Here is a 16,115-nt window from a genome sequence, read left to right as displayed (position 1 = left end):
AACCGCTGTCTCAAAGTCGCCTAACAACATCAGCGACAAAATCGGTCGCTGTGTTGTTTGCACGGCTGAGCCCCATCTGGCCTACGATTGCTCCGCTTTGGCACTAATAGATTGATTGACTTAACGAATTATTTTCAGGAACGCAAAAAGCGAACACTCAATGCATGTTCGCTTTTGGATTGTGAACTGGAGTTTCTTCTCAACTTCGACTGGGCAAAACTTATTGCGCCAAAATCTTGGACAGGAAATCCTGTGTCCGGGCTTCCTTGGGGTGTTCGAACAGTTCTTCAGGTGTGCCTTTTTCAAGAATTTTGCCGCCGTCCATGAACCAGACTTGGTCGGCCACGCTGCGGGCAAAGCCCATTTCGTGGGTCACCACCACCATCGTCATACCGGTTTTGGCAAGATCCTGCATAACCTTGAGCACCTCGCCGACCATTTCGGGATCCAATGCACTGGTCGGTTCGTCGAATAGCATGACATCCGGATGCATCGCCAGCGCCCGGGCAATGGCTACCCGCTGCTGTTGGCCGCCGGAAAGACTGGCTGGGTAGGCATCGGCTTTTTCGCCCAAGCCAACCTGTTCCAGAAGTTCCTTGGCCGTTTTGGTTGCTTCTTCATCCGTCACGGTTTTGACTTTCAACGGCGCCAGCTTGATATTTTCCAAAACCGTCATATTCGGGAAAAGGTTGAAGCTTTGGAACACCATGCCCATTTTTTCACGGACATTATCAAGCTGCTTTTCGCTGAGATCAACCAAATTAGTGCCTTCAAACAGAATCTCGCCTTGTGTCGGCCGATTAAGCAGATTTAAGCTGCGCAAAAAGGTACTTTTCCCGCCACCGGATGCGCCGATCACAACAATCACATCACCTTGATTGATGGTTTCGCTAATATCATTCAAAACCACATTGTCACCAAACTTCTTGGTCAGGTGGTTGATTTGAATTAAAGGTTTATGCTGCATGATTCATCTTCCTTTCAAAATGACTCAGGAGCTTGGACAGCCCGAATGTCAGGACAAAGTAAAGGACCATGGCAACCAGAATTGGTTGAACCCCTTTGTACGTCGCGGTTTGAACCACTGTCAGCTGATAAATCAGGTCCGTGACCCCAATGATGGAGACAATGGAGCTTTCCTTAATCAGCGAGATAAATTCATTCCCCAGCGCCGGCCAGATATTCTTAATGGCTTGTGGTAAAACAACACTTGTCATTGTTTGCCGTTCCGATAGCCCAAGCGAACGCGCTGCTTCGGTTTGGCCGACCGGAATGCTATCGATCCCGCTTCGGATAATCTCGGCCACATACGCAGCGGAATTAAGCGATACCGCGATAAGTCCGGCGACTAGTGCCGGAATGTCGATGAAAATCCCGATCCCGAAGTAGACAAACATGACCTGAATCATCAACGGTGTGCCTCGGACAAATTCGATGTAAGCAACGCCGATGAGATGTGGCAGGCGATGTTTGCTCAACCGCAATAAAGCAAAAATCGTACCGAGCAAGACCCCGAAGAACGCCCCAATGGCACTGATGAGTAAGGTGTACTCAACCCCTTTAAGGAAATAAGTCCAGTAGTGCAACATACTCGTATCTTCGGTATTCGTCTTCATGTAACTGCCGGCGGTTTTAAGGTATTGCGGAATCAGCTTTTTCTGTTTGATCTCCGCCAGACTCTTATTGGCCGCTGCCACCAACGAATCAGATCCTTTGGCAAACCCAATCGCCGTCCCCATCGTGTCGCTGGAGAGATTAAAATGCCCGGGAATTTCGACAAGCGAATCGTCATTGGACGTATACGCCTGAGCAACCGCCCCTTCAGCCACAACGCCAGCCACTTTATGCGTCTTTAAAGCCAGGATCAAATCGGTAACCTTCGTCAGTCCCAAAGTCGTGCTTGATTTCATCTGGGTTTTGGCCAAGGTTTCTTGAAGACTTCCGTTTTGGACCCCGACTTTTTTATTGGCAAAGCTTTTGTGGTCCTTATAAATCTTGGCATCGGTTTTATTGATGATAATATCCTGGCCCGATTTATAATACGTATTGGAAAAGTCAATCGACTTACGGCGGGCATTGGTTGGCGACATCGCAGCAAGCACCATATCAACCTTGCCCGATTGCAAGGCGACCAGCAATGAACTAAAATTCATCTGCTTAATCACCAGCTTGACGCCAAGATCTTTCGCAATTTTACGAGCAACCTCGACATCCATGCCGACAACCTGATTCTTACCATGTTTATTCACCAAAAACTCATAAGGTGCATAATCGGGGCTTGTCCCCATAACAATTGTGCCTTTTTGTTGAATCTTTGCCAGACTGTCATCAGCGTGAACGGTTTGCATATTTAAGGTCACAACTGCGGCAAAAACTGCGAACAAAGCGACTAACCAGCGTTTCAAATGATTCATAATACCCTCCTTGATTACAAGAACGTACTATACGCTAAAATTCATTTTTATGCAACTAATATTCATAATTTGATTTTCAGCAATTTACTTGGTAGATAATGGCATCCTTGACTGATACGGTAGCGACTATCAACTACCCGCGCCAAGCCGCGTCTCTTCTTTTAAGTGCGTTCTCTGGCACGGGAGTCTGCGTGTAAGGGCCTTGGTCGGAATGGCTAAGCCCAGCCTGTGGCTTTCTTGCGCCAAAACGCGTTCGCAGGCCCAGAAACCTGCACATAAGGACCTCAGCCCTAAATGGCCAAAGCCCAGCCATTTAGGGCTGAGGCCACTTATGCTCCGGTTTCTAACCGGGCCTGCTCACGCTCTAAAGTCGCGGACCTAGACGCTTCGGATTGTTGATGCTATACTTTCACCAAGGAAAGGGGTGGCGTGCATGGCACTTAAGATCAACACTCAAACCAACCTGAACGACATGTTCGATAAATTTGCAAGTTTACCTGGTGATAAGGAACAGGCAACCGGGCCGGATCCGAAACATCAAGAGAAACTGGCTAAAAAAGCCCATAAAACCGACGAGAAAAAAGCAAAGGATTAACTTTGTGATTCAGTATGCTGTGTAAAAAATGGTGAACAACAAAAAAGATTCAAGCGCTGACCCTCGGCGCTTGAATCTTTTTTTATGCACACTTGATTGAAAACTCTAAATGAAGATTACTTCTTTGATTGCGGATACCGCTTTGCCAACGTCTTAATATTGTCGTTCGCGACATCATCAAAATCAATATCTGCCCATAAAGCAATCTGTGAAAGGTACCACAGCACATCGCCTAATTCATGTTTCAGCTCTTCTTTGTCCAGATCCTGACCTTGGAAAGTATACTTTTTAATCAAGTCAATGGCTTCGCCGCTTTCACTGGCCAAGCCTAAAGACAAATTAGTCAAAACATGTTCGTTCCCAGCCAATGTGCGATTGGCTTTTTGTTGATACTCATTAAAATTCATTTCAAACTTCCCTCCACACCCGCTGTCTGCTCCAACCACGACCAAATGGTATCATAACCTTCACCTGTCACGGCCGAAAACGGAATCACGACATCTGTTTGATTCAAGTCCATGCGTTTGGTAATTTGCTTAACCACATGCAGCCGTTTGCTTTTAGGCGTTTTATCGATTTTGGTTGCCACAACTAGTGTTTTAATTTGATAGTACTTTAAGTATTGATACATGCTGATGTCGTCGGCTGTCGGATCATGCCGACTATCCACCAGCAACACGGCACCATGCAGCGGCTGCCGTGTTGTCAGGTACGTCTCGATCATCGCAGCAAACTTCGCCCGTGCCGCTTTACTGACCTTAGCATAGCCATAGCCAGGAACGTCAACAAAAAAAAGCCGACTATCAAGGTCATAAAAATTAAGCGTCTGGGTTTTCCCAGGCACGCTAGAAGTTCGCGCCATGGCTTTGCGCTTGATCAGTTTATTAATGAGTGAAGACTTTCCAACATTGCTCCGTCCGAGAAAGGCAATCTCCGGACGACCATCTGTAGGATATTGCGCAGCTGCCACTGCACTGATTGTCAGTTTGACATCATGGACGTCCATCTTGAATGGCCTCCTTTTCTTGTTATCACTTTAATCGACGCAAATACGCTGTTGCCTTCAATAGTTTAGCATACTTTGCAGGCACTCGCCTCACCGATCGGCAGGATAAAGATAAGCAGGCGTGCCACTAAGTGATGCGCTACAAACGCAAAAAAGCACCAGGCTGTTGCACCTGATGCTTCCTCATGCCTATCTATTATTAAGATGCTTCGCGGCCCTTGGTTAAAACCAATTGTGGCTTAGCTTTGCCTTCAACGGCTGCCTTGGTAACAACCACCTTATCCACATCGCTGCGGCTTGGCAGATCAAACATGGTATCCTGCATAATGGCTTCCATGATCGACCGCAATCCACGCGCACCGGTGTCACGGACAATTGCCTGATGAGCAATGGCCTTCAACGCGTTAGGTGTGAATTCCAGATCGGTATCATCCAGACTCAATAGCTTCTGATACTGCTTAACCAGTGCATTCTTAGGTTCCGTCAAAATGCGAACTAAGTCATTCTCGTTAAGTTTCTCCAAAGCTGCCAGAATCGGGATACGGCCAATGAATTCAGGAATAATCCCAAACTGCATCAAGTCTTCTGGAATAATCTGCTGCATCAAGGATTTATCCGGATCAACCTGATTGTTGGAGTCCGTGCCAAAGCCGATGGTCTTCTCCCCGATTCGATTCTTCACGATACTTTCAATGCCGTCAAAAGCACCACCAACGATAAAGAGGATGTTGGTCGTATCGATTTGAATGAATTCCTGCTGGGGATGCTTACGGCCACCCTGCGGCGGAACATTGGCAATGGTACCTTCCAAAATCTTTAGAAGTGCCTGTTGAACGCCTTCACCTGAGACATCCCGGGTAATTGAAACGTTCTCGGCCTTTTTGGCGATCTTATCGATTTCGTCAATGTAGACGATCCCTTTTTCTGCCCGTTCAACGTCGTAATCAGCATTTTGCAACAATTTAAGCAAAATGTTCTCGACATCTTCACCGACATAACCGGCTTCGGTCAACGTTGTCGCATCCGCAATGGCAAACGGCACGTTGAGAATCTTGGCAAGTGTCTGTGCCAGGAACGTCTTCCCTGAACCGGTTGGCCCGATCAGCGCAATGTTGCTCTTTTGGAGCTCGGTATCGTCTTTCGTTGCCGTCTGCATCTGATTAACCCGCTTGTAGTGGTTATAAACGGCAACCGAAAGCGCCTTCTTGGCGGCATCTTGACCAATAACATAGTCGTTAAGGGTCTTCATGATCTCAATTGGCTTCGGTACTTCTAGCAGATTTTGATAGGCTTCTTCTTTAAATTCTTCGTCAATGATCTCTTTGCAGAGGTCAATACATTCATTACAAATATAAACCCCAGGGCCAGCAACGATTTTCTTCACTTGATCCTGTGACTTGCCGCAAAAAGAGCAAGTAACCGGACCCGTTGTTTCAACGTTGTCAAACATCTGATTCAACCCTTTCTTGTTACCTTTATTCTACCAGAACCGTCAAGTACCGACTAGCAACGACACAGTTAGGCTTTGTCAACAAAACTGCTTGCTAGATGCGTGCCTCAAGACGACAAAAGAGACGATCAAGGATCGTCTCTTTGACGCGACATTGACACCTATTTATCGGTTTCACTATCAGAATCAGCCTTGTCAGCTTCTTCGTCCTTGGCTGGTTCAACTTCTTTGGCGTTATCCGTAATGATATCAATGGCTTCTTTAACACCGATATCATGCTTCAGCATATCTTCGCTTAAAGCCTGACGAACAGCCTTTTCATCCATGTTGTATTCAGAGGCAAGATTCTTAACCTCTTCCTTAACCTGATCCTCGGTTGGCTGAATATCTTCAGCTTTTACAATCGCTTCAAGAACCAAGTTGGTACGAACACGGGTTTCGGCGTCGGCCTCAAACTGCTTGTGCAAATCAGCTTCGGTCGTACCGGTTAGTTGATAGTACATCTTCGGGTCGATCCCTTGGCGTTGCATATTGCCAAGATATTGATCCATTTGGTTATGCACTTCTTGTTCGATCATGGCACTAGGCACTTCTTCGATCGTCGCATTCTCGGTTGCCTTCTTGATTGCCGCTTCCTGCACAGCATTCTTGGCAGCTTCCTTACGCTGATCGGTCAGTTCCTTCTTGATCTTCTGCTTTAATTCATCAAGGGTGTCAACATCCTCATCGAGGTCCTTGGCAAAGTCATCATCAAGTTTCGGCAATTCCTTAACCTTGACTTCATGAATCGTTGTTTTGAATTCTGCGGCTTTGCCAGCAAGATCGGTGGCTTTGTAGTCATCCGGGAAGGTCACTTTTACTGTGACTTCATCGCCAGATTTGTGGCCGACAAGCTGTTCTTCAAAGCCAGGAATAAAGGAGTTGGATCCTAATTCCAGGCTATAGTTCTTGGACGAGCCGCCATCGAATTCTTTACCATCGATGGTGCCGACATAGTCAATGACAACGGTGTCACCGTTTTCGGCTGCTTTATCATCCTTGACCACCAGTTCGGCTTGTTGTTCGCGACGCTTTTCCAGTTCAGCGTTAACATCGTCGTCAGATACCTCAACATCTTGCTTAGGCACTTCAACGCCTTTATATTCGCCAAGCTTAACTTCAGGCTTAACCGTGACATTTGCCTTGATAACCCAAGGCTTGCCTTCGTCCATCGACTCAACATCGATCTTCGGCTGGTCGACTGGATCGATCCCGGATTCCTTAACCGCTGCTTCATACGCATCCGGCAACAAAATATTTAACGCGTCTTCGTATAATGCTGCGTCACCGTACATCCGCTTGAACACCGTGCGGCTTACTTTGCCTTTTCGGAATCCAGGAACGGTCAGGTTCTTGCGAACACGTTGAAACGCCTGGTCTAAACCTTGTTGAATTTTTGGTAAATCGATTTCAAAAGTGAGTTCACCATCATTGGTGCCCTTTTTTTCCCATTTTGCAGACATGCTGTACCTCCGACAATTAGTCTCGCAATTCACATTGCATACTTAATGTATGATACCCGAAACCGGTGGGAATGTAAACGTTGTGCCGGAAAAAGGCTACATTAGATGTTCTTTTTTCACATTTAAAACTGGTACATGAGGATCTCAATGGTGGTGCGAACATTTGAGTGTCAGGGTTTTGCCTGACTAATTGAACTGCAAATCATAAAGTTCTTTATAACGACCGTTTTGCGCCATTAACTGCTCATGATTCCCGGCTTCAACAATTTGGCCGTGCTCTAACACAAGAATTTTATCAGCGTGTCGCACGGTTGAAAGCCGGTGCGCGATCACCAACGACGTCCGGTCGGCCATTAATCGATCGAAGCTGGCTTGTACAAAACGCTCCGACTCATTGTCCAAGGCTGCGGTTGCCTCATCAAGGATGACAATCGGTGCATTTTTCAAAAAGACCCGGGCAATTGCAATTCGTTGCTTCTGGCCGCCAGATAACCGAATTCCGCGCTCGCCTACCTGAGTCGCCAGACCTTGAGGCAAACTGCGTATAAAATCGGCAATGTTAGCCGCTTCGGCAGCCTGCCAAATCGCTGCTTCGCTGGCAGATGGCGTCCCATATTCAAGATTCTCCTGAATAGTGCCATCGAGCAGAATCACATCTTGCGAAACGATGGCAATCTGTTGGCGTAAACTCATCAGATCCGCCTGGCGCAAATCGATGCCATCCATCAGAATTCGCCCGCCAGTAGGATCATAAAACCGCGCCAATAAATTCGTAATCGTCGTTTTCCCTGCGCCGGAAGAACCCACTAGCGCTACCACTTCTTCTTTATTGATGGCAAAGTTGATGTCGTGCAACACCGGCACATCCTCATCGTAACTGAAGTCAACGTGATCAAACCGAATTTGTTTCTGAAATCGCGGTAAGCGCACGGCGTTTGGCGGCGACACGATTTGCGGTGAAGCGGCCTGCAATGCCTCAATTCGCTCAAATGACACCGTCGCCTGTTGCAGTTGTTGAATGAGTCCGGTCAACTGACGAATCGGCGCCTGTAAAATGCCAAGATAAGCGGTATAAGCAACGATCAAACCGACCGTGAACTGGCCATGCATGACCTGAATAGCACCAAAGCCCAAGATAATCGCCGTTCCTAAATAGTTAACGAAGTCGGTTAACGGCGAAAAGGTTGCACTGAGTTTGGTTGCTTTAAGCTGATAGTCACGGTTGCGCGCATTGGCGTGTTGAAACGTGGTTGCTGTCATTTCCTCGGTTGTAAAACTTTTAATCAATCCAATGCTGGTTAAAGCCTGCTGAATTTGATTATTCATCATCCCGGAGCTTGCCCGCACCTGGCGATAAGCTGCCCGAATGCTGCGCACGAAAATATTGTTCAAAACAAATAAAACCGGAAAGGTCAACAAAATCAGTCCGGTCAGTTGCCAGTCCTGAACAATCATCAGAACCAGCACCACGACAAAACTGAGCAGGCTGCCAAATAATCCCAGCGTATTGCTCGAAATTAGCCGCTGCAACGTATTCACGTCGCTCGTGAGCACCACCATCAGATCACCGGTCTGGCTCGTCTCGAAATACCGCATATCCAAGCCTAACGTGTGCCGAAACAAGTCATCACGCATGCGGGCAATCGCATGTAAACTGACCTGCCCGATCCAATAAGTGCTGAGCCCGCTTAGCAAGCCGGCCACCGCCGTCAGCAATAATGCCAAGGCAATCGCGCCAAGCAGTGTCCCCATAGCGCGTTGGGGAATCACCTGATCAATGACATATTGCGTTATTCGCGGAACCAGGTACGAAGCCACGGCTACGCCAACTAACGCTACAATGATACGTAACAATTTACGTTTCATATCCGCCAGCTGGCGCCAGAAAAATGCGATCATTCGCCAAGTTGTTGATTTCGCCAAATGAATGCCCCCCTTTTCCGAAGCTTTATCATATAACAATAATTTTAATTAAGCGATTAAAATGCTCAGGCTTTTATATAAGTGTTGACTAATCTTACGGAAAGTCTCATCATACAACCCAACATGATCTATGAAAGAAGGCTTCACTGATGGGCTACCCGATTGGTAAATTTTCAAAAATGGTTTCACTGTCAATTGATACGTTACGCTACTACGAAAAAGAACACTTAATTGTTCCCGACCGCGATCAAAATAATCGCCGAACCTACACAGACGCCGACCAACGCTGGATTGCCTTCATCAAACGGTTAAAGGCTACCGGCATGCCCATTAAGGAAATCAAAACGTATGCACGTTTACGTTATCAAGGTAATAGCACGATTGACGAGCGTCTGGAGTTGCTATTCACCCAAAAAGCCCGCTTAATGGCGCAACGACAGGAAATTGATGCCCATATTGCATTCTTGGAAAATAAAATTGCGACGTATCATCAGCTAAAAGCAAAATTGCTAGAAAAGAATTAAAAAAAATGATTGACATGGAGTTAACTCCAGCATTTAGGGTAAAGACATCCTAAATGAAAGAGGTTATGAACATGTCAGAAAAAACACGATTAGAAAATGGTCAGGAAACCCTTGCTCAAGTTGATGGTGCAGCGGCTGCCAACGTCATGCATTCGCTAGCAGATATTGCGCCTGATGTTGGGAAGTATATTTTGGAGTTTGCTTTTAGCGACATTTACAATCGTCCCGGGTTGGATTTAAAGCAACGGGAAATGATTACCCTGACCGCGCTGCTTATCCAAGGTGACACTGCCGATCAACTACAAGTCCATCTCAATGGCGCGCTTAACGTTGGTTTGACCAAAACCGAAATCGTCGAAACCATGATTCATTGCATACCCTATATCGGCTTCCCTCGGGTACTCAATGGCTTAACCGTTGCGCGGCGCGTTTTTGAAACCAGATGAGCGCCATGAGCCAAAAGCAACGTTTGCAACAGGCAGCAGCGCTGATTCGTCAACATCACCGAATCGTTGCATTTACGGGCGCCGGTATCTCGACTGAATCGGGAATCCCGGATTTGGATGGGATTGATCAAATCTTAAAAAGATCGCATAAATTTGCCGGTAATGTCTTTCGTTTTCTTGACCCGAAAGAGGCGATCGCCGACCACATGCTTTTTACCAAATGTACCGGCAGACATTTTGCCAACCGCAGGCACGTCCCAATAATGCCCATAAAGCGTTAGTACAACTCGAACAGGCAAAAAAGCTGCTCGGTGTTGTGACGATGAATGTTGACTATCTACATCAAAAAGCCGGAACCCACAATATTGCGGAATACTGGGGTGATGTCCGGCGTAATCATTGCACGATTTGCCATCGCCCCAGTGACTGGCAAAAAACGCCGACAGCTGCCCTCCCGCTTTGCCCTAACTGTGGCGGACTGATTTTACCGGATTTCGTTCTAAGGCACTTGGCAACTTATCCAGACGAAATTCGGCACGGCCAGCAAATGCTAGCACAAGCGGACCTATTATTAATCATTGGCACGCGTCAATCCGCCTCAGGTTTTCGGTTGGGTTGCCCCAAAATCGTCATCAATGCATCCCGAGTCTCTATGGAAAACCTGGCAGAGCCAAACACTGTTTATTTATCTGGTAAAGCTGCTGAGATTCTCAGTAGCATCGTAGCTTGAAAAGTCTCAGATCATTGTGTTAACGGTCTTAAAAATGCCGCATGCATCAAATCATTTTCTGGAACCACAAAGAAAGAAGCGAACCTATCATGGTGAATTACAACAATCAATTTTTTCATGGTGAACGTCCCTTGTTCGGTCAGGAACATGCCACCATCGTTGGTACAACTTTTGGGAAAGGCGAGTCCCCTCTGAAGGAAAGCCGGCATATCAAGTTAAATCAATCAATCTTTCAGTACAAGTATCCTCTGTGGTACAGCCAGCACATTGCAGTGACGAACACCATTTTTGAAACCATGGCTCGATCAGGCATCTGGTATACGGTTGACATCGCGGTTTCGGATAGTGAGATCCAGGCTCCGAAAACTTTTCGCCGGAGTCAGGACATCCGTCTAAAAAACGTCCATTTTTCCGATGCAAGTGAAAGTTTGTGGAACTGCGATCACATCAGCCTCGACCACGTGCAGGCAAGTGGCAACTATTTCGGCATGAACAGCTCGAACATCGTTGCCGACCATCTCAATTTGATTGGTGATTACGCCTTTGATGGTGTCAAAAACGTCGAGATGCATCATTCCACACTTGTGGCTAAAGATGCGTTTTGGAACTCTGAAAATGTCACCATTTACGACTCCACCATCAACGGCAATTACCTCGGCTGGAATGCCAAGAACCTGACACTCATCAACTGCACCATCGAGAGCAATCAGGGATTGTGTTATATCGATCATTTAACCATGAAGAACTGCGCGCTACTCCATTCTGATCTGGTTTTTGAATATAGCACCAATATTGATGCGGATATTTGCTCAGATATTATCAGTGTCAAAAATCCAGGCAGCGGCAGTATTCGAGCGCAATCTATCGGTAAAACCATTTTGGAAGCTGATAAAATCGAACCTGAGAAAACGCAGATCACATTGGCGGAGCCTGGCGAAACGAAGCAGTCTGCTTAAGGGTAATCTGACTAACTTCAGGGATTTGAGCAAGTCGTCCTCTATGAGCAGTGGCAGCCAATCAATCGTACTAAAAAATCTCAAGTCTTACTCGGCTTGAGATTTTTTTGGTTGTTTGAAATAGGTATTTTTTCGCTGGCGTAAGAGTTTGCGTGTGAAGGTTTGTGGGCGTCACGTCCATAGATACGTTAAAAGGAGCTATTCTATTTGAGGCAATTAAGTATCTTACGTGCGCTTTCTATAACGCGCTCACTGGCGCAGGAGCCTGCGTGTAAGGACCTTGGGCGCAATGGCCAAAAACGCCATCACGTCCAAGGCCGCTTACACTCCGGTTTCTAACCGGGCTGGCTCGCGCTCAAACAAAAAAGCCCACAAGCAAGCTTGCGGACTTTAAACGTTTATTCAGAAATTAGTCAAGAATTTCGGAAACAACGCCGGCGCCAACAGTACGACCGCCTTCACGAACGGTGAACTTGGTACCTTTTTCGATAGCAACCGGAGCAATCAGGTCAACTTCGAAAGTAACGTTATCGCCAGGCATAACCATTTCAACGCCTTCTGGCAATTCGATCACACCGGTAACATCGGTGGTGTGGAAGTAGAACTGTGGACGATAGTTGGAGAAGAATGGCGTATGACGGCCACCTTCTTCTTTCGTCAGGATATAAACTTCACCCTTGAACTTGTTGTGCAACTGGATGGAACCTGGCTTTGCCAGAACCTGACCACGTTCAACTTGGTCACGGTTGATCCCACGAAGCAGAACACCAACGTTATCGCCGGCTTCACCAAGATCCAAGGTCTTACGGAACATTTCAAGACCCGTAACGGTGGACTTGAGAACATCTGGCTTCAAGCCGATGATTTCAACTTCGTCGCCGACCTTAACGGTACCACGATCGATACGGCCAGAAGCAACAGTACCACGACCAGTGATGGTGAAGACATCTTCGACAGGCATCAAGAATGGCTTGTCGGTTTCACGAACTGGGGTTGGAATATATTCGTCGATGGTATCCATCAATTCCATGATAACCTTTTCCTGTTCCTTATCGCCTTCAAGTGCTTTCAAGGCAGAACCACGGAGGACAGGAATATCATCACCAGGATAATCGTATTCGCTGAGGAGTTCCCGAACTTCCATTTCAACCAAGTCGATCAATTCTGGATCATCAACCAAGTCAGTCTTGTTCAGGAATACAACGATGTAATCAACACCAACCTGACGTGCCAACAGAATGTGTTCACGTGTTTGTGGCATTGGGCCATCAGTTGCGGCAACGACCAGAATCGCACCGTCCATCTGCGCAGCACCGGTGATCATGTTCTTAACGTAGTCAGCATGCCCTGGTGCATCGATATGTGCATAGTGGCGCTTTTCCGTTTCATATTCAACGTGGGCGGTGTTGATGGTGATGCCACGTTCTTTTTCTTCTGGTGCAGCATCAATCGAAGCATAGTCCTGCGCTTTGGCAAGGCCTTTCTCCGCCAATACTTTGGTAATAGCCGCGGTCAATGTTGTTTTACCGTGGTCAACGTGCCCGATCGTACCAATGTTTACGTGGGGCTTTGTGCGTTCATAGTGTTCTTTTTCAGCCATGAAAAAACGAACCTCCTGTATTTTTCGTAAGAATACAGGATACGTTTGTGTACCCTGATAATCCTTTACGTTTAAGTGTACTACATTTGAGCGTAAATACCAAAACAAATATCTACGCTGGAAATGAATTCCAGCAATGAGTATACATGGTCATTTTCACTTTGTAAACAGATAGCGTCAAGTTTCTTTCATTTACAGTGAAAACGTGTCATTTCGCCTATTCGGACAATTTCGCCGTTTCGGCTGCCTGCCATGCGAAAAGTTTGTCAAAACCAGTTGCTTTTCCCTGATGATGATCAAGATACGCCTGCACAAACGCCGCTTGATCCGGAATTAACCGTTCAATATCCGGATACAAAAATGCGACTTGCACTCGTGCCATCTGGATCAACGCCTTGCCTAACTCCTGATCGTCATCGCCCAGCGCCTCCTGAAGCCGTGCCAGAATCTGTGGTCCCGCCGTTTCCTCCGCCATTCCCGGTAGTTCACTGGGGATCAGTGTCTCCTGCCGATCGTAAGCTTGATACTGCACCGGCTGATCATACCCGACATTTGTCAGCAAATCTAACAATGAGACACGCATGGCAACCGGCACTGACAGATCCGTCAGATCAGGTACCGCGGCTTCAATCAGCTGTGCTTTTGGCAGAAGTCCGATCTGGCTGAACAGATCTTGTTGTTCTTGCCGTGAAAAGCCGCCCAAATGGCTTAGTTTTCTCACCAAGTCTGCAATTTGTTCGCCTCGCTGCTTTAAGACCACTGCTTCAGCCTTTTCGATTTGTTTCAGAAAATGCTGCCGCCGCTCCGGCTCCAGCTCACGCAACATCGTCCGCGCCATAACGAAACTCAATGTACCCAGCCAGGCATCCAGTGCCAGTTGGGTGTCTGCATCGGTTTCTAAAAACGTTTTGTAATGCGCCAGGATCACATTGAGACTTTCATGATATTGCTTAAGCCCGTTCAGACTGGCCGCTAATGGCCGGGCAATGGCAAAATTCTGTTCCACCTCATAGGCCTTTTCAAGATGTGCGGCTGCCGAGGCAAAGTTGCCTTTTTGCAGAGCTTTCTCACCAATAACAAAGTGGCGATTTTCGTTATCCGGTAATGATACCATCTTTGCCATACGATCCTCCTATCTTGCCGATAATCACTTATCTCTAGGCTAAACAAAAAAATCCGGATACGGTTCCGAATTTTTTTACTTAGCTATTGGCGCTTGGCACTATTTTGGTTAACTTCCATGATCACCGGCAAAATCACGGGACGGCGCTTGGTTTGCTCAAACAAGAAGCGGCTGAGCTTATCGCGAACATCCTGTTTAAGATGGGTCCAATCAAACTCCTTGTTATCGAGATTCTTTTGAACCGTTTCTGTGACCAAAGTGCCGCTTTCCGCAAGTAAGTCACGGCTGGTTTTCAGATAAACGAATCCACGACTGGTTACTTTAGGCGTGGAAACAACCCGCTTTTTCTTGCGGTCAATCGTGACGACGGCAATAAAGATGCCATCTTCGGCAAGCATTTTACGATCGCGCAGGACGATATTACCGATGTCCCCAACGCCAATGCCATCGATCATGGTGTTACCGGCATTGACATGACCGGAAGCATTCATCTGGCCTTTTTCATAGCGTAAAATGTCGCCCATGCCGACAATAAAGATATTTGCTAGCGGGATTCCGGCTTCGTGCGCGATTTCCGCATGCGCCGCCAACAGCCGATACTCACCTTGAACCGGTATCAGATATTCCGGCTTCAGCAGGTCGATCATCAATTGAAGATCATTCTTATAGGCATGGCCGGAGGAATGAATATCATCGCCCAAAACCTTAACGTCCCCACCAGCGCGATAAATCATATCTTTTGTCCGCGCTGCCATGGTTTCCATCGCATGGGCAATGGTTGTCGTGATGAAGACGAGATCGCCGTCATGAATGTGGATGAGGCGATGGCGTGATGTTGCCATTCGTTGCAGCGACTTCATTGGTTCGCCCATCCGGCCGGTTTCGAGAATGACGGTTTTTTCTGGCGCCAATGCCTTCAATTCCTTGGTTTTAGCCAAAATATCGTCATTAGGCAGCTTGATATAGCCTAAGCGAATGGCCGTCTTAACCACCTTTTCGACATCACGGCCGGTCAAGACGACCCGGCGACCGAGTGATGCGGCGGCATTAATGACTTGCTGAATCCGCTGAATGTTGCTGGCAACCCCTGCCACAATAATCCGGCCATCCTGATATTCAAATGTTTCTTTGATATGGTCGTATATTTCATGCTCATTGGCATTCGGATAAGGCGATTCCGCATTGGCTGAGTCTGACAACAACGCCAGGACCTTCTTATTGCCGATCTGTGCCAGCCGCGACCAGTCCGTTTGATACATCGGCGTAGCACTAGGGTCAAACTTAAAGTCCCCAGTGTAGACAATCTGACCTTCACTGGTTTCAATATCAATCCCCAATGAACCCGGAATACTATGCGTAGTCTTAAAGAACGACACAGACACATCGCCAAAATCGATCACGGACTTTTCGTCAATGACATGAAAATCCTTAAATTTCTTGGCCTGACTGTCATGCTGCATAAAGACTTTGGCCATGGCAATCGTCAATTCCGATCCAAAAACCGGAACCGGATGATCTACCAGAAAATACGGCAGCGCCCCAACAGCATCTGCATGCCCGTGACTCAGGAAAATACCGGCAATACGGTCAGCATTTTCGGTTAGGTAGCTAAAATCGGGAATGACAACATCAATTCCCAGTAACTCATTATCAGGATATTTCAATCCAAAATCGCATACAAAAATTTGGTCGTCAACTTCGACGGCGTACATGTTTTTTCCGTTTTCACGTACCCCACCAAGAGCGACCAGATTGATCTTCGTCATGGTTTCACCTCGTGGTTAAATTATGGAAGCATCGTTGACAACCGTGCGTTGCAACATGCTTCCGCCGAATAAATTCTGCT

14 protein-coding genes and 1 pseudogene are annotated in these 16,115 nt (G+C 47.0%); 5 read left to right on the top strand and 10 right to left on the bottom strand.

The features are described 5' to 3' along the window. Positions 1-220: 220 nt before the first annotated feature. Positions 221-967 (bottom strand): amino acid ABC transporter ATP-binding protein, encoded by a 747-nt coding sequence (locus LACPH_RS06250; protein ID WP_010488519.1) that lies wholly within the window; start codon positions 965-967, stop codon positions 221-223. Continuing rightward, the gene (locus LACPH_RS06245) at positions 957-2,414 is read right to left on the bottom strand and encodes an ABC transporter substrate-binding protein/permease (protein WP_274784812.1); all 1,458 of its coding nucleotides are present in this window, start codon (positions 2,412-2,414) and stop codon (positions 957-959) included. The genes LACPH_RS06250 and LACPH_RS06245 overlap by 11 nt, the downstream gene beginning before the upstream one ends. A 433-nt stretch (positions 2,415-2,847) precedes the next feature. Here LACPH_RS06245 and LACPH_RS06240 point away from each other — a divergent pair, with 433 nt between their 5' ends. Beyond that, a complete protein-coding gene (locus LACPH_RS06240; protein WP_049169759.1) occupies positions 2,848-3,009 on the top strand; it encodes an SPJ_0845 family protein in 162 nt (53 codons plus the stop codon). 116 nt (positions 3,010-3,125) lie between these two features. Here LACPH_RS06240 and LACPH_RS06235 read toward each other — a convergent pair whose 3' ends face one another. The 5 genes from LACPH_RS06235 to LACPH_RS06215 form a co-directional block, all read right to left on the bottom strand. Beyond that, complete coding sequence (locus LACPH_RS06235) at positions 3,126-3,416, bottom strand: nucleoside triphosphate pyrophosphohydrolase family protein (protein ID WP_010488525.1); 291 nt, start codon at positions 3,414-3,416, stop codon at positions 3,126-3,128. Beyond that, the gene (gene yihA, locus LACPH_RS06230) at positions 3,413-4,015 is read right to left on the bottom strand and encodes a ribosome biogenesis GTP-binding protein YihA/YsxC (RefSeq protein ID WP_274784811.1); all 603 of its coding nucleotides are present in this window, start codon (positions 4,013-4,015) and stop codon (positions 3,413-3,415) included. Before yihA ends, LACPH_RS06235 begins: the two co-directional genes overlap by 4 nt. Positions 4,016-4,214: 199 nt before the next feature. Then, entirely contained in the window at positions 4,215-5,465 is a 1,251-nt protein-coding gene (gene clpX, locus LACPH_RS06225; RefSeq protein WP_010488530.1) for an ATP-dependent Clp protease ATP-binding subunit ClpX, read from the bottom strand. Positions 5,466-5,626: 161 nt separating this feature from the next. Further along, positions 5,627-6,967: a trigger factor gene (gene tig / locus LACPH_RS06220; RefSeq protein ID WP_274784810.1), complete on the bottom strand. Its 1,341-nt coding sequence runs from the start codon at positions 6,965-6,967 to the stop codon at positions 5,627-5,629. Positions 6,968-7,153: 186 nt separating this feature from the next. Further along, entirely contained in the window at positions 7,154-8,890 is a 1,737-nt protein-coding gene (locus LACPH_RS06215; protein ID WP_274784809.1) for an ABC transporter ATP-binding protein, read from the bottom strand. 149 nt (positions 8,891-9,039) lie between these two features. Here LACPH_RS06215 and LACPH_RS06210 point away from each other — a divergent pair, with 149 nt between their 5' ends. The 4 genes and pseudogenes from LACPH_RS06210 (at position 9,040) to LACPH_RS06195 (ending at position 11,546) form a co-directional block, all read left to right on the top strand. Further along, the gene (locus LACPH_RS06210) at positions 9,040-9,414 is read left to right on the top strand and encodes a MerR family transcriptional regulator (RefSeq protein ID WP_087912089.1); all 375 of its coding nucleotides are present in this window, start codon (positions 9,040-9,042) and stop codon (positions 9,412-9,414) included. Between the two features lie 71 nt (positions 9,415-9,485). Next, positions 9,486-9,860 (top strand): carboxymuconolactone decarboxylase family protein, encoded by a 375-nt coding sequence (locus LACPH_RS06205; protein ID WP_025012906.1) that lies wholly within the window; start codon positions 9,486-9,488, stop codon positions 9,858-9,860. Positions 9,861-9,865: 5 nt separating this feature from the next. Next, positions 9,866-10,590, top strand: a pseudogene (locus tag LACPH_RS06200) (SIR2 family NAD-dependent protein deacylase). Between the two features lie 89 nt (positions 10,591-10,679). Further along, positions 10,680-11,546, top strand: a complete 867-nt coding sequence (locus tag LACPH_RS06195) for a DUF3737 family protein (RefSeq protein ID WP_274784808.1) — start codon at positions 10,680-10,682, stop codon at positions 11,544-11,546. A gap of 409 nt (positions 11,547-11,955) precedes the next feature. Here the strand turns inward: LACPH_RS06195 and tuf are convergent, their stop codons facing one another. From tuf to LACPH_RS06180, 3 genes are all read right to left on the bottom strand, one after another. Further along, positions 11,956-13,146, bottom strand: a complete 1,191-nt coding sequence (tuf, locus tag LACPH_RS06190; protein ID WP_010488554.1) for an elongation factor Tu — start codon at positions 13,144-13,146, stop codon at positions 11,956-11,958. 217 nt (positions 13,147-13,363) lie between these two features. Next, a complete protein-coding gene (locus tag LACPH_RS06185) occupies positions 13,364-14,269 on the bottom strand; it encodes a tetratricopeptide repeat protein (RefSeq protein ID WP_274784807.1) in 906 nt (301 codons plus the stop codon). An 83-nt stretch (positions 14,270-14,352) separates the two neighbouring features. Then, positions 14,353-16,035: a ribonuclease J gene (locus tag LACPH_RS06180; RefSeq protein WP_047106075.1), complete on the bottom strand. Its 1,683-nt coding sequence runs from the start codon at positions 16,033-16,035 to the stop codon at positions 14,353-14,355. Positions 16,036-16,115: the final 80 nt, after the last annotated feature.

The sequence above is a fragment of the Lacticaseibacillus parahuelsenbergensis genome (genome assembly GCF_030770265.1).
GTDB classification, from domain to species: Bacteria; Bacillota; Bacilli; order Lactobacillales; family Lactobacillaceae; genus Lacticaseibacillus; species Lacticaseibacillus casei.
This window is presented reverse-complemented; position numbering and strand designations above follow the sequence as displayed.